This window comes from Nonomuraea sp. NPDC052116, assembly GCF_040680035.1.
Lineage (GTDB): Bacteria > Actinomycetota > Actinomycetes > Streptosporangiales > Streptosporangiaceae > Nonomuraea > Nonomuraea angiospora_A.
Genome location: NZ_JBFAWA010000020.1, coordinates 166869 through 183762 on the forward strand (window position 1 = coordinate 166869; position 16894 = coordinate 183762).

Here is a 16894-nt window from a genome sequence, read left to right on the forward strand (position 1 = left end):
GTCCCGCCCTGCGCGCCTCAAAAGACGCACGCCACCGCTCAACACCTCCACGCGCCGCGTCGGCGAGCAGGGGGACGGAGACCGGCGGCGTGGTGACGCGCACGTCAGGAGCCAAGCCCCGCCCCGTGGGAAGGGTCCCGGGGTGGTGGACGAGAATGGGCGGCATGCTGGCCGATATCGTCGAATACCTAGCGTGTCCCGTCTGCCGAGCCACCCTCCGGCTCGACGCCGGCGCGCTGCGGTGCGCCCAAGGGCACGCCTTCGACATCGCCAAGCAGGGCTACGTAAGCCTCCTGGTCGGCAACAAACCCCCGGGAACCGCCGACAGCCCCGAGATGGTGGCCGCGCGGGCGCAATTTCTCGACGCGGGCCACTACGCACCACTGCACGACGCAGTAGCAGAAACTGTACGAAAGTACGCGTGCAGCAAGAACGTTCCAGCAAAACGTGAGTACTCCACCGAAACGAATGACGGCACGGGGCTGAGGGCGTACCGTGGGGCGGGAGTGGAGGCCGGTTACGGCGCTGGATCAACGGATCCCGCGTACGAGCCGGAAATCGACGGTGATCGTCGCGCGGAGGGCAGGGCCGCGCCGTTGATCGTCGACGCAGGCGCGGGCACCGGGCACTACCTGGCGGCCGTGTTGGACGCGGTGAACGATGGCATCGGGATGGCGTTCGATGTGTCGAAGCACGCTGTACGCCGGGCGGCGCGGGTGCATCCCAGGGCAGGGGCGTTCGTGGCCGACGTGTGGCGTCCGCTCCCCATCAGGGATGGGGTGGCCGATGTGGTGATGGACGTGTTCGCGCCCAGGAACGGGCCCGAGTTCGGGAGGATCCTGAGGCCCGGCGGCGTCGCGGTGGTCGTGACCCCGGCGGCGCGGCATCTGAGCCCGCTGGTCGAGGAGCTCGGGCTGCTCTCCGTGGACGACGAGAAGGAGCGCAGGCTGGCGCGGAGCCTGGAGGGCTTCGCCGAGGTGGAGCGGCGTTCGGTCGAGTTCGAGATGGAGCTGGGGCATGACGACATCGCCCAGGTGGTCGGGATGGGCCCGAGTGCGTGGCATACCGACCCTGCCGAGCTCGACAGGCGAATAGCGGGATTTATCTCCCGAAATCTCATGAACAGCCAGCAAAAAGTAGTAACGCACGCAGCGTTTCACCTGTCTATCTTCGAGCCCGTACCCCGATCAAGACCCGTTCCTTGACGGGCATGTGGGACTGGTGTTACTGATGGGGCATTTAGTCCGAAATTCCCCCACATTCCCTGAGTTTTTCCCCGGAACACGCGCAATACTGGACGGCATCCCGCGCCCGGAGGCACGGGACATCAATGGGAGGGGGCGCACCGGATGAAGGCGGAGGAACGCTGGCAGGCCAGGTTCCGCGCGTCGCGCATGACGCTGCCGTCCTGGGCACGCCAGGCCCCCAACCGCTCCATCTACCGCTCCAACGCCACCGGCACCTGGGAGGTCTACGCCTGGGACCGCGTGAGCGGCGCCGTCCGCCAGGTCACCGACCGCCCGAAGGGCACCGCGTACGCCGCCATCGACCCCACCGGCCAGTGGATCTACTGGTTCGCCGACACCGCCGGCGACGAGTTCGGCGTGTGGTGGCGCCAGCCGTTCGCCGGCGGCCCCAACGAGCCGGTCGCCCCCGACCTGCCGCCGGGCCAGCCCGGCGGCCTCGCCCTGTCCACGACGGGCGTCGCGGCGATCAGCATGGCCAGCGAGGGCACGTTCAGGATCCATGTCGTCCGCGTCGGCGGCCCGGCGAGTCTCCTGTACGAGCACAGCGAGGCCGCCTGGGTGGCCGACATGTCCCTCGACGGCTCGCTCATCGCGATCAACCACGGCGAGTACGGCGACTTCCGCCACCCCGCGCTCCGCGTCGTCCGCCCGAGCGGCGAGACCGCGGCCGAGCTGTACGACGGGCCCACCAAGGGCGTCACCGGCCTGCACTTCGCCCCCGTCGTCGGCGACCGCCGCCTGCTGGCCCTGCACGAGCGCCGCCAGCGCCACGAGCCCCTGGTCTGGGACCCGGTGAGCGGCGAGCAGCGCGAGATCTGGCTGAGGGACCCCGGCGACCTGAACGCCGAGTGGTACGACGACGGCCGCGGCCTGCTCATCCTGCGCGACCACCGCGCCCGCTCGTACCTGCACCGCTACGACCTCGCGGGCGGCGGCCTGACGCTCATCGACACGCCGCACGGCGTGATCGAGGAGGCGTCTCCCCGGCCCGGCGGCCATGTCGAGTACTCCTGGTCCAGCGCCTCGCGTCCGCCGGTCATCCGCTCCAGCAGCGGCCAGGTCGTGGTCAATCCCGGCGGCCCGCCCGCCCCGCCGAGCGTCCCCGTGGAGGACATCGACGTCGACGGCGAGGGCGGCCGCATCCACGCGCTGGTCTCCAAGCCCGAGACGGGCGTCGCCCCGTACCCGGCCGTCTTCCTGCTGCACGGCGGCCCGACGGCGCACGACCGCGACGCGTTCTCGCCGGAGGTCGCGGCCTGGGTGGACGCGGGGTTCGCGGTGGTGCGGGTCAACTACCGGGGCTCGACCGGGTACGGCTCCGCCTGGCGCGACGCGCTGCACGGCGACGTCGGGCACATCGAGCTGGCCGACGTGGCCGCCGTACGCCAGGTCGTGGTCGATCGCGGCATCGCCGACTCGAACCGGATCGTGCTGGCCGGCGCGGCCTGGGGCGGCTATCTGACGCTGCTCGGCCTCGGCACCCAGCCGGAGCTGTGGGCGGCCGGCATCGCGGCGGTGCCGATCGCCTGCCACCAGACCTCGTACGAGGACGAGGCGGAGAGCCTGCGCGCCTACCACCGAGCGCTGCTCGGCGGCTCACCCGACGAGCAGCCGGAGCAGTACGCGGCCAGCTCCCCCATCACCTACGTCGACCAGGTCAAGAGCCCGCTGCTGATCCTCGCGGGCGAGAACGACACGCGCTGCCCGCTGCGCCAGATCGAGAAGTACGTGGCCAAGCTGGCCGAGCACGGGCGCGAGCACGAGGTCTACATGTACGACGCCATCGGCGGCTCGCTCGTCGTGGCGGAGCGGATCGCGCAGACCGCCCTCCAGCTCGAATTCGCCAGGAAGCATCTGGATCACAGTGACATTTGACACACTGTAAGAAATTTCCCGACTGATCGACTTGACCGTCAGACTCTCACGGTGACAGCATGTGCCGACGCTGTCACAGGGAGGCGTTATTGAGCGTGTTAGCGGGCGCGCAGCACCACGATGGCCAGGTCGTCCTGGCTCGGCTCGGAGGCGAACTCTGCCGCGCCCCTGCGGATGCGTTCGGCCACCGCCCTGGCCGACAGCCCGGCGCATTCGGCCAGCAGCTTGGCCAGCCCGCCTTCGTCGTCGAGCAGCCGTCCGCCCGAGCGCCGCTCCGTCACGCCGTCGGTCACCGCCAGCAGCACGTCGCCGTGCTCGAGATGCACGGTGTCGGCCTCGAACATGACCTCGTGGAAGACCCCCAGCAGCGACTGCGGCGTGGTCACGGCCTCCACCTTGCCGCTCGGCTTGAGCCGCAGCGCCTCGGGGTGCCCGGCCGACACCAGGCGCACCTCCAGCCCGGTCGCCACGGGAGTGATGTCGCCGTGCAGCAGCGTGAGAAACCTGGCGCGCTCGCCCTCCTCCAGGATCGCCTGGTTGAGCCGCCCGAGCACGGCCGCCACGCCGTACCCCTCGCGGGCCAGCAGCCGCAGCGTGTGGCGGGCGAGCCCGGTCACGGCGGCGGCCTCGGGGCCCGTGCCGCACACGTCGCCGATCGCGAACCGCCACGAGTCGTCGCCCGCCTTGAACAGGTCGTAGAAGTCGCCGCCCACCTCGTTGGTCTCGCCGGCGGGCTCGTAGATGACGCCGTAGTCGAGCCCGGGGACCTCGGGCTCGTTGGGCGGCAGCAGGCTGCGCTGGAGCGCGCGGTTGGCGGCGGCCTGCTGCGCGTAGAGCCGGGCGTTGTCCATGGCGAGCGCGGCACGCCTGCCGATGTCCTCGGCGAACTGGATGACGTCGTCGGGGAAGCGGTCGGGCCGGCCCAGGCACATCATGCCGAGCCCGCGCCCGCGCGCCGTGAGCGGCACCGCGAGCACCTGCGAGTCGGCCAGGTGGAGGGTCGAGGTGACCCTGCTGTCGGCGGCGGCGACGTCTATATCGGCGAGCTGCTCGCGCAGCCCGTCGATCCTGGCCTCGTCGGCGTGCCAGAGGTAGACCAGCCGCATCGGCCCGACGGAGTTGTCGGAGGTGTAGACGGCGCACCAGTTGGACAATCGCGGGACTACGACCTGGGCGACGAGGGCAGGTACCATGTCCGGGTCGAGCGTGCCCGCGAGCAGGTCACTCGCATCAGCGAGGAACCCGAGCCAGTGCGGACCTCGGGCGCTCTCCTCCAGCCATTCGGCGGCGACCCTGTCCGGGGAGCCAGGTAGCGTGAGCCTAGCCCAATGGACACGGGAATCGCCCGTGAAGGTGAGGCCCCACTCTTCGACGTTCGCGGAAGGAGCTTTCGGATCACCCTGTGAGAGGCTTCGCTGCCTCAGTTCGACCTGTACGGCATCCCCGAGATGCTTCCAGATCACCTCAAACGGCTCGTCAGCGACCTGTTCGGCCAAATCTCCCGCGACTTGTTCGGCGGTATGGAGCACGCCGCCGGTGGCCCACGCGGTCATCACCTCGCGCGTGAACCTCATCGCAGCCGTCACAGCGGTCTCACCCGGCGCGAAGGTCGCAGCGAGCACGGCATGGGGAGAAGCAGTCATCCCACCGTGCCTACCACACTTCCAGCTGACTTGGGGTAAATCCAAGGGCAGGACTCAGAGCTACTCATCGTGACAGACTTGTATCACTCGCCGGAGCCCGCCGCGAGTGAAGGAGGCCCCATGACCACGGCCAAGGCCGCGCCAACCCCGGAGGAGAGGACCTACACCGAGTCGGATCTCATTCCCATCCTTGAGACCCTTTTCTCTTGGCGTGATGGTGATTTCCGGCGTCGTGTCCCCCACGCGCCTCCCGGGATCCTCAGCGAGGTCCGGCTGCTGCTCAACGAAGTGGCCGACCGCCGCGAACACCTGGCGAACGAGCTGGTGCGCGTTCGCAAAGAGGTCGTCAAGGAAGGGCGGTTCGGCGAGCGGCTGACGCCCGGGCCGGGCGTCGGCGCGTGGGCGGAGAGCGTCGAGTCGGTCAACCAGCTGATCGACGCCCTGGTGAGCCCCGTGAGCGGCGCGGCCGACGTGATCGACGCGGTCGCCAAGGGCGACCTGTCGCGCCGGATCGACCTCGACCGGTCCGCCAGGGGCGAGGTGCGGCGCCTCGGCAAGGCCATCAACGGCATGGTCGACCAGCTCGCGCTGTTCAACAGCGAGGTGACCAGGGTGGCGCGCGAGGCCGGCACCGAGGGCCGGCTGGGCGGCAGCGCCAACCTGCGGGGCATGTCGGGAAGCTGGCGCGACCTCACCGAGGCCGTCAACACGATGTCGTCCCGCGTGGCCGCGCAGGTGCGCGACATCGCGGTCGTGACCACCGCGGTGGCCAAGGGCGACCTGAGCCGCAAGGTGACGGTCGACGCCGTGGGCGAGATGTTCGAGCTGAAGAACACCGTCAACACGATGGTCGACCAGCTCTCCGGCTTCGCCGAGGAGGTCACCCGAGTCGCCCGCGAGGTGGGCACCGAGGGCCAGCTCGGCGGCCAGGCCCAGGTGACCGGCGTCTCGGGCGTCTGGAAGGACCTCACCGACAACGTCAACTTCATGGCCAACAACCTGACCTCCCAGGTGCGCAGCATCGCGACCGTGGCGACGGCGGTGGCCCAGGGCAACCTGTCCAAGAAGATCACCGTCGACGCCGAGGGCGAGATCCTCCAGCTCAAGGACACCCTCAACACGATGGTGGACCAGCTGTCCTCCTTCGCCGACGAGGTCACCCGAGTCGCCCGCGAGGTGGGCACCGAGGGCAAGCTGGGCGGCCGGGCCGAGGTGAAGGGCGTGTCCGGGGTCTGGAAGGACCTGACGGACAACGTCAACTCGATGGCCAACAACCTGACGTACCAGGTGCGCAACATCGCCCAGGTGACCACGGCGGTGGCCAACGGCGACCTCACCCGCAAGATCGACGTGGACGCCCAGGGCGAGATCCTCGAGCTCAAGTCGACCATGAACACGATGGTCGAGCAGCTGTCGTCGTTCGCCTCCGAGGTGACCCGAGTCGCCCGGGAGGTGGGCACGGAGGGGCAGCTGGGCGGCCAGGCGCAGGTGCGCGGCGTGTCCGGGGTCTGGAAGGACCTCACCGACAACGTCAACTTCATGGCCAACAACCTGACCTCCCAGGTGCGCCAGATCGCGGCCGTGTCGTCGGCGGTGGCCCAGGGTGACCTGTCGAAGAAGATCACCGTTGACGCGCAGGGCGAGATCCTGCAGCTCAAGGACACCCTCAACACGATGGTGGACCAGCTGTCGTCGTTCGCCGACGAGGTCACCCGAGTGGCGCGCGAGGTGGGCACGCAGGGCCAGCTGGGCGGCCAGGCCCGGGTGACCGGCGTCTCGGGCGTCTGGAAGGACCTCACCGACAACGTCAACTTCATGGCCAACAACCTGACCTCCCAGGTGCGTAACATCGCCGAGGTCACCACGGCCGTGGCCAACGGCGACCTCACCCGCAAGATCGACGTGGACGCCCAGGGCGAGATCCTGGCCCTGAAGACCACCATCAACCGCATGGTGGACCAGCTGTCGTCGTTCGCCTCCGAGGTGACCCGAGTCGCCCGCGAGGTGGGCTCCGAGGGGCAGCTGGGCGGCCAGGCCCGGGTCGAGGGCGTCGAGGGCACGTGGAAGCGGCTCACCGAGAGCGTCAACGAGCTGGCCGGCAACCTCACCACGCAGGTGCGCGCCATCGCCACCGTCACCAGCGCCGTGGCCCGCGGCGACCTGACCCGCTCGATCGCCGTCGAGGCGCAGGGCGAGCTGATGGAGCTGAAGGACAACATCAACTCGATGGTGGCCAACCTCCGCGAGACCACCCAGGCCAACCAGGAACAAGACTGGCTCAAGTCCAACCTGGCCCGCATCTCCAGGCTCATGCAGGGCCACCGCGACCTGCTCGAGGTGGCCAAGCTGACGATGAGCGAGCTGACGCCGCTGGTCTCGGCCCGCTACGGCGCCTTCTACGGCATCGACCCCGAGGGCGACCACGAGCTGATACTGATCGGCGGGTACGGCGTGCGCCCCGACCGGGGGCCGCGCCAGCGGTTCGCGATCGGCGAGGGCATCGTCGGCCAGGCGGCGGCTGAGGGCCGGCACATCATGCTCGACGACGTGCCGCCGCAGTTCATCACCATCGACAGCGGGCTCAGCCAGTCCACGCCCGCGCAGATCGTGGTGCTGCCGATCCTGTTCGAGAGCCGGGTGCTCGGCGTGCTCGAGCTGGCCTCGTTCACGCCGTTCGGCGAGGTGCACCTCGACTTCCTGCGCCAGCTCGTCGAGACCATCGGTGTCACGATGAACACGATCATCGCCAACTCCCGCACCGAAGACCTGCTCACCGAGTCGCAGCGGCTCACCAGGGAGCTCCAGGAGCGCTCCGACGAGCTGCAGCGCCAGCAGGAGGAGCTGCGCAGGTCCAACGCCGAGCTGGAGGACAAGGCGGCGCTGCTGGCCAAGCAGAACCGCGCGATCGAGATCCAGAACTTCCAGATCGAGCAGGCCCGCCGCACCCTGGAGGAGCGCGCCGAGCAGCTGGCTGTCTCCTCGCGGTACAAGTCCGAGTTCCTCGCGAACATGTCCCACGAGCTGCGCACGCCGCTCAACAGCCTGCTGGTGCTGGCCAAGCTGCTGACCGAGAACGCCGAGGGCAACCTGACCTCGCAGCAGGTGGAGTTCGCCCGCACGATCCACAGCGCGGGCTCGTCGCTGCTCCAGCTCATCAACGACATGCTCGACCTGTCCAAGGTCGAGGCGGGCCGGATGGACATCCACCCGATCCAGGTGTCGCTGCCGAAGATGGTGGACCTGCTGGAGGCGGCGTTCACGCCGCTGGCGCAGGACAAGGGGCTGTCGTTCAGCGTCGACGTCGAGAACGACGTGCCGAAGGAGCTGCGCGCCGACGAGCAGCGCCTGCAGCAGGTGCTGCGCAACCTGCTCTCCAACGCGGTGAAGTTCACGCCGCGGGGCGAGGTGAAGCTCCGCGTCTCGATGGCGCCGCCCGGGGTCGACTTCGACGACGACACCCTGCACGGCGCCGACGACCTGCTCGCCTTCCAGGTGATCGACACCGGCATCGGCATCGCGCCCGACAAGCGGGACGTCATCTTCGAGGCGTTCAGACAGGCCGACGGCACGACGAGCCGCAAGTACGGCGGCACGGGCCTGGGTCTCGCGATCTGCCGGGATATCGCCAGGCTGCTCGGCGGCGAGATCCACGTGGACAGCGAGCTGGGCAAGGGCAGCTCGTTCACGCTCTACCTGCCGGCCTCCTACACCGGCCCGCTGGCCGCCACCGACGGCGGCGTGGCCCGCCGCCAGCTGATGACGGCTCCGGCTGAGGAGTCGGCCGCCGCGGTCGCGCCTGAGCCGCCGCTGCCGCTCGACCTGCCGATGCACGAACTGGTCGAGCCGGTGGAGACCCCGGCCCAGTGGCAGGGCGACGACCCGCTCAGCGGCGCCAAGATCCTCATCGTGGACGACGACATCCGTAACGTGTTCGCACTGACCAGCGTCCTGGAACGACACGGTTCCACGGTCGTCTACGCTGAAAACGGTCGGGAGGGGATCGAGCAGCTCGAACGAAACGAGGACGTCGCGCTCGTGCTGATGGACATCATGATGCCGGAGATGGACGGCTGGGCCACCACCTCCGCCATCCGGCGCATGCCTCAGTTCGCCGACCTGCCGATCATCGCGCTGACCGCCAAGGTCATGCGGGGCGATCGCGAGAAGAGCATCGCCTCCGGCGCGTCCGACTACGTCCCCAAGCCGGTGGACGTGGACCGCCTGCTCGAACGCCTGCGCGGCTGGCTGAGCCGCGGGCGCGGGTCCATGTCCGACTCGTCAGCCTCAGCAGCCGAAGGGTCGTGATCGATGCCAGATCGCGCCAAGATTCTCCTCGTTGACGATCGCGAGGAGAACCTGATCGCCCTCGAAGCCATCCTCAGCTCCCTCGACCTGGTGCCGGTGCGCGCCAGGTCGGGCGAGGAGGCCCTCAAGGCGCTGCTCAACACCGAGTTCGCCTTGATCCTGCTGGACGTGCGCATGCCTGGCATGGACGGCTTCGAGACGGCCGCGCACATCAAGCGGCGGGAGCGGACCAGGAACATCCCGATCATCTTCCTGACCGTGGTGGACAGCGCGCCCGACTACGCCTTCCGCGGCTACGCGGCCGGGGCGGTCGACTACCTGACCAAGCCGTTCGACCCCTGGGTCCTGCGGGCGAAGGTGTCGGTGTTCACGGAGCTGTACAACATGAACAAGCGGCTGGCCGAGCAGGCCTCCCTGCTCCGCGACCGCGTGAGCGGCGAACTGCCGCCGGGGGTCGGCGACCACGCCTCGGTGCTGCCCGAGCTGTCGCGACGGCTGACGGCGGTGGAGGACGAGCTGGCCCGGGTGCGGGAGCTGGCCCGCAAGTCCCAGGACCCGGCCCTCACCGTCCCCCTGTCCGACCTCACGGACCGCCTCAACCACCTCCGCGCCGGCTTCGACGCCCTCTCCTGACCCCCCGGCCCCTCCGGCCGGGCATGACGGTGGGGCATGACGGTGGGGCATGAAGGCGGGGGCATGGAGGCGGGCGCGACGGCGGTCGGCGCATCACACCGACGACGTGCGGCAACTCGAGCGCAGGCACCACCACGCAACCGCCGCCTCCCAAGCGCCGCGTCGGCGAGGCGTCGGTGAGTGGGAGCGGCCGCGAAGGGGCTCGGCTAGGAGTCCGGAGGGGCGCGTAACGGGAAATGCCGTAACCGGGATTCCTGTAGTGAGGGGTGGGGTGGCCGAGGAGCTCCTGGCCGGAGGGTCGCGTGGGGAACGAGGCGACAAGGCTGGAGCGGCGGGGCTGGCCGATGAGGGGGGAAGTGACCGGCGGGGCGGGATCGCCTAGGGGGTGAGTCAGTGGCGGGCGCGTTCCAAGGCGTCCCAGAAGCCGCGTCTCAGCGCGTGCCGTACCTCGTCGTGCAGCAGGAAGTCGATCGGCAGGGAGGACCCCTGCAGCAACCGCGCCTCCAGGTCCGAAGGCATTCGCGGCTTGCGCGCCAGCACCGCCTCCAGCCACAGCGCGGGCGCGTCGCGCGCCACGGACTCGCCGAAGTCGTGCCCCTCCCGGTGGGCGGACTTGACCGCGTCCGCCAGCGTGGTGGCGCCGGCGGTGGCCGCGGACGGCGGGGTGACGGGCGCGGGCTGCGGCCCCGTGTACGGCCCCAGCTGGGCAGGCTGGTAGGTGCCGCTGGACGACGGGCTGGCGAACTGCCCGGTGCTGGGCGACTGCGACTGCATGGGCCCGGTCGCCGGAGCGGCCGGCGGCGCGGGTGTGACCGGCGGCTGCTCGGGCTGGTAGCTGGCGTACGTCGGCAGCACCGGCGGCGTGGACGACTGCCCGCGCCCGGACGAGGACCCGTTGGACGAGGACGGCGAGGAGGAGCCGGCGGCGTGGCTGCCGCTGGAGGGCGGCAGCGGTGGCAGCGACGGGGGCAGGGCCGGCTGGGCGGGCGGCAGCGAATGGGCGGCCTGCCCGTTGCTGATCGGCTGGTGCCCGTTGGACGACTCCGCGATGCCCGCGACGAGGCTGACGTATGGGCGCAGGTGGACGGCGCCCAGCTCGACCAGGTCGTCGCACTCCTGGCGCAGCGACCGCGACACGGCCCAGCCGCCGTCGGCCGCGATGTGGATCACGCTGACCCTGATGCCGAGGTCCTGCGCGTCGCACACGACCTGGGCCAGGTCCTCGTCCCCGCTCACGACCACCGCGTCGCAGATGGCGTTGTTGCGGGCGAGCGTCATGAGGTCGCGGTGGACCTGGGCGTCGACGCCTTCGCGCCGGCCCGGCCGGATGCGCGACAGCCTGAGCTTGAGGCCCGGTATGTCGGCCAGCGCGTCGTGCTCCGGCGTGCGGCGGCCTTCGACCGTCGCCTCGTACCAGTAGCATCTCAGCAACGGCAGGCCGGTGCGCTCGCGCGACAGGCTGGTCATCAGCTGGAGCAGCCCCGGGTAGTCCCAGGCAACCGCTTCACGATGACGCGTGCCGTGCACGGCCATCGCGCCATCGGCCAGCAGATAGCCGGCGTCCACGAACAGCGCACAGCGATCCACTTAGCACCGCCCCTTTCCTGGTGGTCCGTCCTGGCTGGCTCTGCACCGTCAGAGACCGGACTCGGCGGCCCTCTCTCAGGGTAATGAAAGCTGGTGATCGCGCGAGGGTTAATCCCGACGATTCGGCATCGACCCGCTGCCACCCCGGAGCATTCAGGCAGACCGTACCAGTTTGTCCCGTTCACAGTCATGATCGCGCTCGGACGCTCAACGCGGCCACCCCGAACAGCACGACATCCTTGTCCGTCGCGATCGTCAGCCCCGGATCCACCCCGAGTTCGGCCCCGACCGTGTCGACGTCGACGCCGAACGTCATCTCCGCCGCGCCGGTCGAGGACTCGTCGAAGACGTTCGCGGCGTCCCGATCGCCGCCCTCGGGGGCGAGCGCGCCGGACCCGAGCGAGACCTTGTCGCCCTTGAGGTCGGCGTCCCCCTCCCACGTCACCAGCTCGGCCCTGGCGGGCGAGGCGGCCGGGCTCAGCCCGCCGAGCGGGATGCGCACCCGTCCCGCCGACCCGCCGACCACGGTGGCCGCGTCGAGCACCATGGCCTGGCTGTACGGCTCCGCGGGATCCGCGACGATCAGCACCAGACTCCATCCGGCATGCCGGGACACCCCTTCTTCCATGGGCATGTCGGCCGCCCACCACGTGCCGTTCCGGTTCGAGGCGGCGGCCAGCTCGCTGACGTCGGCGTACGCCTGGTAGACGGGCCCCGACGGCAGCTCGCGGAGCGCCACGTCGTCGGGTTTGACCAGCGTGTACTGGCGCCGCCCAGGCGGCCTGACCTTGATGGGCCCGGCCGTCGTCGCGCTCGCGGACCAGTAGAGGCCGGCCCACACGACCTTGCTCCCCTTGGGCAGGCTCAGCTCGGCCCCGCTGGACGCGCCGGTGCCGGAGCTGTCGTCCTGGTCGAGCGCCGTCATCGGCCAGAGGTCGTTGTCGCGCTGGCCGCGCCGGCGCTTCCGGGCCTCCGCGCAGCCGTCCGCCGTCTCGGGGCAGGTCAGCAGCGAGTTGCCGATCGCCCTGACGGCCACCTTCCCGTCGGTGGCGAACCTGGCGGGCGCCCCGGTCGTCCGTACGCCGTCCTCCGCCTGCGCCGTGACGTGCAGCGGGCCCGAGTCGATCCGGACGGCCGGGCCCGCGCCCTCCGGCGCCTCCGCCGCCACCCGTACCCGCAGGAACAGCGCCGTGCCCTGCCCCGCCGCCAGTGACGCCCTCGCACACCGCGCGTCGCGCCCCGAGGGACGGCACGCCCACCCGTCCACGGTGCCCACGGTGTCGCGGTCGTCGCGCCGCGCGGGCGGGACGAGCGTCACGCCGGAGGGCAGATCCACGAACGCCGTCAACTCCTCGCTGGGCGCCTCACCGTAGTTGCGCAGGCGCAGGCCGACGATGCCGGGCCGGGCGCGTACGAGCGAGCCCAGCGCCTCGACGGTGGCACGCAGCCGCGCCTTGCCCGGCTCCCCGCTCGTGACAGGGCTCGTGACAGGGCTCTTGCCCGGGCTCCTGGCCGGCGGCCGCACCCGCGTGGGCTCCTCGCTCTGCAACGGCACGGGCACCGGCACCGGCATGGGCCCGCCGGCGAACGGCGGCGGCCCCGCGACCGGCACGGCGGCGGTGGGCCTCGCGATCGGCTTCTCGTCGGTGACCAGCAGCAGCCCGGCCGCCACGGCCACCGTGACGGCCATGCTGCCGGCCATCGCCGCCAACTGCTGCCTGGGCCCCCGCCACAGCCGGCGGAACGCCCGCAGCAGCCCGCCCGCGCCGCCGCCGCCCGCGGCCGACTTCGCCAGCGTCGTCGCGTACCCGCCGAAGATCGGCCCCGCGACCAGCGGACCGACCATGACGCGCAGCCCGCGGTTGACGTCGGTCAGCTCCAGCAGGACCCCGTTGCACTCCTCGCAAACGCCCACGTGCTCGTCGACCACCTTGGCGTCGCGCCTGGTCAACCCGTCGCGGACGTACGCGCCCATCTTGCCCAGGACGGGCCGGCAGTCGTGCTTGGGCGGCGAGCCCAGGTGCATCTGCAGGTACGCCTGCCGCAGCCCCTCCCTCGCCCGGTACGCCAGCGCCGCCACGCCGTTGGGCGACAGGCCCAGCAGCGGCGCCACCTGGGCCGGCTTGCACCGTTCGACCTCGGTGTGCCAGAGCACCGCCCGCCACCGCTCGGGCAGCGACAGGAACGCCTTGGCGATCAGCGACTTCTCCAGCTCCACGAGCGCCGGATCGACGAACGGCAGCCCCGGGTCGTACTCCTCGATCTCGCCCGTGGCCACCTGGCGGCTCTCGATCCTGGAGCGGTCGTAGACCGTACGCCGCACCACCGTCAGCAGATAGGTGCGGAAGCCGGACTCGGGCCCGCCGCCCCTGCCGACCAGGTCGAGGATCTTCGTGAACGACTCCGCGACCACGTCCTCGACCTCGGAGCGCCGGACGAGCTGCCTGGCCAGCGCGCGGGCGGCGGCGGCGTGACGCTCGTAGAGCTGCCCGTAGGCGGCGGCGTTGCCCTCTCTGACCGCCTGGAGAAGCTCTGCGTCGCTTTGCGGGGTTCCGCCACCCATAGTGACCTCACGATTACACGGGGTTGCCTCGCGCATTCATTCCGCACTCCCCATCGGGACTAAACCGCACCCGCGGCTTTACCTTCGAGAGGTTTCGAGGGCGCCGCGACGGGCCCTCCGGCCGGAGCCATAAGCTTGGGCGCATGACGGATCGCGACAACCTGCTGGCCGAGATCAAGAGCAAGGCCGTCGTCCACGGCAAGGTCATCCTCTCCTCCGGCATGGAGGCAGACTTCTACCTCGACCTGCGCCGCATCACCCTCGACGGCGTGGCCGCGCCGCTCGTCGGCCGGGTGATGCTCGACCTGACGGCCGACCTGGAGTTCGACGCGGTGGGCGGGCTCACGCTGGGGGCCGACCCGGTCGCGGGCGCGATGCTGCACGCGGCGGCGGCGCGCGGGCGCACGCTCGACGCGTTCGTGGTGCGCAAGGCGCAGAAGCAGCACGGCATGCAGCGCAGGATCGAGGGGCCCGAGGTGAAGGGGCGGCGGGTGCTGGCCGTCGAGGACACCTCCACGACGGGCTCCTCGCCGCTGACGGCCGTGGAGGCGCTGCGCGAGGCGGGGGCCGAGGTGGTCGCCGTGGCCACGATCGTCGACCGGGGCGCGCGCGAGCGCATCACCGGTGAGGGACTGGAGTACCGCTCGGTCTTCACCCTCGGCGACCTCGGGCTCTGAAACTCCGGAGCCGCCGAGCGTCAGCCGCCGGACGACTTGACGGTGAACGCCTCCCGCGCGCCGGCCTTCCCCTGCTCGCGCGGCTTGCCGTTCTCGGTGACGCGGACGGTGCCCGCGTCGCTGAGCACGACGTCGAGCTCCGGCTCGTAGTAGCTGACCTCCTCGCCCCTGCTCATCTCGCGATACTGCAGCACGTCGCCGCCCGGCACGCGTACGGTGACGATGGGGCAGGCATCGACCAGGCACTCGATGTGCACGGTCGGCACCCGCGCGGTGGTCTCCGCGGCGGGGCCGGGCGTGACGGCCGACGCGCGCTCGCGTTCGGGCGGCGTCGCGCCGAACGAGCCGAACAGCGCGCGGCCGCCGATGACCAGCAGCGTCACCACGGCGCCCGCGGCGAGGACGGCGAGCGCCATACGGGCGACGCCCATCGGATCTGACCTGTGGCGTCCCACAGGGGGCAGCGTACCCGGGTAACCCCCGGTTTTCGGCTCAGAACTGGGTGTCGGTCGGCACGCGGTGGTGTTTGCCGTTGGGCTCGGGAAGGCTCTTGTGCTCCCTGCGCTTCTTGATCACCTCGACGATGATCGGGATCAGCGAGATGAACACGATGACGAAGACGCCCGGCAGGATGTACTTGTCGATCTGCTTGGGGTCGACCTTGCTGCCGAGGAAGTGGCCGAGCAGGAGCAGGCCCTCGACCCAGACGACGCCGCCGACGACGTTCCACAGGAAGAAACGCTTGGCGGGCATCTCCAGCACGCCCGCGACGGGATTCATGAACGTGCGCACGATCGGCACGAACCTGGCCAGAATCACCGCCCTGGCCGGACCGAACTTCTGGAAGAACTCCTCGGCCCTGACGACGTGCTCCCTCTTGAACAAGCGCGAATCAGGTTTCTCGAAGAGCCTGCGGCCGAACCTGGCCCCCAGGAAATGCCCGAGTTGGGCGCCCGCAATGGCGCACAGGGGCGTGCCGATCAAGAGGACGGGAAAGGAGAGCGGCTCGATGCCCATTCCCTGCGCCACCGAGGCCGAGCTGAAAATCCCCGCGGCCACCAGCAGCGAGTCGCCGGGGAGGAAGAACCCGAGCAGCAAGCCCGTTTCGGCGAAGATGATGGCGAGAACGCCGATCGTCGCGAAAGCCCCCAACACGGTCAGCCACCACGTCGGGTCGAGGAGATTCCAGAGCCAGTCCACGCCGAGAGCCTACCTGTAGAGGCGACAAACGCGTTGTGTCTACCACACGGGGTAGTGAGTCGGGATACTGGGCCTGCGCGAAGCCGTTACTTCTCAGGGAGATGAATCATGCCTATTGCGACTCCAGAGGTCTACGCTGAGATGCTCGACCGGGCGAAGGCCGGCGGATTCGCCTACCCGGCGATCAACGTGACCTCATCGCAGACGCTGAACGCCGCTCTGCGGGGCTTCGCCGAGGCCGAGAGCGACGGCATCGTCCAGGTCTCCACGGGCGGCGCCGAGTTCCTGTCCGGCGCGACCGTCAAGGACATGGTCACGGGGGCCACGGCGCTGGCCGAGTACGCGCGGGTGGTGGCCGCCAAGTATCCCGTGACGGTGGCGCTGCACACCGACCACTGCCCGAAGGACAAGCTCGACGGCTTCATGAGGCCGCTGCTCGACATCTCCCTGGAACGGGTCGCCAAGGGCCTCGACCCGCTCTTCCAGTCCCACATGTGGGACGGCTCCGCCGTGCCGCTGGAGGAGAACCTGGAGATCGCCAAGGAGCTCCTGGAGAAGTCCGCCAGGGCGCGGATCATCATGGAGATGGAGATCGGCGTCGTCGGCGGTGAGGAGGACGGCGTCGTCGGCGAGATCAACGAGAAGCTCTACACGACCCCCGAGGACGCGCTGGCCACGGCCGAGGCCGTCGGGATCGGCGAGAAGGGCCGCTACCTGCTGGCCGCCACGTTCGGCAACGTCCACGGCGTCTACAAGCCGGGCCACGTCAAGCTGCGCCCGGGCGTGCTGAAGGACATCCAGGAGGCGGTCGCGGCCAAGTACGGCAAGGACAAGCCGTTCGACCTGGTCTTCCACGGCGGCTCCGGCTCGTCGCAGGAGGAGATCCACGAGGCGATCTCGTACGGCGTCGTCAAGATGAACATCGACACCGACACCCAGTACGCCTTCACCAGGCCGATCGCGGACCACATGTTCCGCAACTACGACGGCGTGCTCAAGGTGGACGGCGACGTGGGCAACAAGAAGACGTACGACCCCCGTTCCTACGGCAAGAGCGCCGAGGCCGGCATGGCCAAGCGCGTCGTGGAGGCGTGCGAGAACCTCAAGAGCGCTGGGACGAAGATCTCCTAGCCAGTTTCATGGCCCGGCGGGTATGACTTGTCC

11 protein-coding genes are annotated in these 16894 nt (G+C 70.2%); 6 read left to right on the plus strand and 5 right to left on the minus strand.

Going from position 1 to position 16894, the window contains the following annotated elements; all coding sequences use genetic code 11:
• Positions 1-155 precede the first annotated feature (155 nt).
• Both AB0L65_RS34455 and AB0L65_RS34460 read left to right on the plus strand, forming a co-directional pair.
• The gene (locus AB0L65_RS34455; RefSeq protein ID WP_364253922.1) at positions 156-1205 is read left to right on the plus strand and encodes a putative RNA methyltransferase; all 1050 of its coding nucleotides are present in this window, start codon (positions 156-158) and stop codon (positions 1203-1205) included.
• A gap of 144 nt (positions 1206-1349) precedes the next feature.
• Positions 1350-3122 carry a prolyl oligopeptidase family serine peptidase gene (locus AB0L65_RS34460; protein ID WP_364253925.1) on the plus strand — a complete coding sequence of 591 codons (1773 nt, stop codon included), beginning with the start codon at positions 1350-1352 and terminating at the stop codon, positions 3120-3122.
• Positions 3123-3220: 98 nt separating this feature from the next.
• Here the strand turns inward: AB0L65_RS34460 and AB0L65_RS34465 are convergent, their stop codons facing one another.
• Positions 3221-4315 carry a GAF domain-containing SpoIIE family protein phosphatase gene (locus AB0L65_RS34465; RefSeq protein WP_364253928.1) on the minus strand — a complete coding sequence of 365 codons (1095 nt, stop codon included), beginning with the start codon at positions 4313-4315 and terminating at the stop codon, positions 3221-3223.
• A 570-nt stretch (positions 4316-4885) separates the two neighbouring features.
• Between AB0L65_RS34465 and AB0L65_RS34470 the strand changes: the two genes are divergently transcribed.
• Positions 4886-9070 carry a HAMP domain-containing protein gene (locus AB0L65_RS34470; protein ID WP_364253931.1) on the plus strand — a complete coding sequence of 1395 codons (4185 nt, stop codon included), beginning with the start codon at positions 4886-4888 and terminating at the stop codon, positions 9068-9070.
• A 3-nt stretch (positions 9071-9073) separates the two neighbouring features.
• The gene (locus AB0L65_RS34475; protein ID WP_357750859.1) at positions 9074-9703 is read left to right on the plus strand and encodes a response regulator; all 630 of its coding nucleotides are present in this window, start codon (positions 9074-9076) and stop codon (positions 9701-9703) included.
• 390 nt (positions 9704-10093) lie between these two features.
• Here the strand turns inward: AB0L65_RS34475 and AB0L65_RS34480 are convergent, their stop codons facing one another.
• Together AB0L65_RS34480 and AB0L65_RS34485 are read right to left on the minus strand one after the other, a co-directional pair.
• Positions 10094-11290 carry an NYN domain-containing protein gene (locus tag AB0L65_RS34480; protein WP_364253934.1) on the minus strand — a complete coding sequence of 399 codons (1197 nt, stop codon included), beginning with the start codon at positions 11288-11290 and terminating at the stop codon, positions 10094-10096.
• A gap of 187 nt (positions 11291-11477) precedes the next feature.
• Positions 11478-13853, minus strand: coding sequence for a sigma-70 family RNA polymerase sigma factor (locus AB0L65_RS34485; RefSeq protein WP_364253937.1), 2376 nt, complete (start codon positions 13851-13853; stop codon positions 11478-11480).
• A gap of 143 nt (positions 13854-13996) precedes the next feature.
• Here AB0L65_RS34485 and pyrE point away from each other — a divergent pair, with 143 nt between their 5' ends.
• The gene (pyrE, locus tag AB0L65_RS34490; RefSeq protein ID WP_350732624.1) at positions 13997-14530 is read left to right on the plus strand and encodes an orotate phosphoribosyltransferase; all 534 of its coding nucleotides are present in this window, start codon (positions 13997-13999) and stop codon (positions 14528-14530) included.
• A gap of 20 nt (positions 14531-14550) precedes the next feature.
• Here pyrE and AB0L65_RS34495 read toward each other — a convergent pair whose 3' ends face one another.
• Together AB0L65_RS34495 and AB0L65_RS34500 are read right to left on the minus strand one after the other, a co-directional pair.
• Complete coding sequence (locus tag AB0L65_RS34495) at positions 14551-14961, minus strand: hypothetical protein (RefSeq protein ID WP_364253940.1); 411 nt, start codon at positions 14959-14961, stop codon at positions 14551-14553.
• Positions 14962-15022: 61 nt separating this feature from the next.
• Positions 15023-15730: a DedA family protein gene (locus AB0L65_RS34500; RefSeq protein ID WP_350732620.1), complete on the minus strand. Its 708-nt coding sequence runs from the start codon at positions 15728-15730 to the stop codon at positions 15023-15025.
• Positions 15731-15838: 108 nt separating this feature from the next.
• Between AB0L65_RS34500 and fbaA the strand changes: the two genes are divergently transcribed.
• Positions 15839-16861 carry a class II fructose-bisphosphate aldolase gene (gene fbaA / locus AB0L65_RS34505; protein WP_364253943.1) on the plus strand — a complete coding sequence of 341 codons (1023 nt, stop codon included), beginning with the start codon at positions 15839-15841 and terminating at the stop codon, positions 16859-16861.
• The last annotated feature ends 33 nt before the right edge of the window (positions 16862-16894 follow it).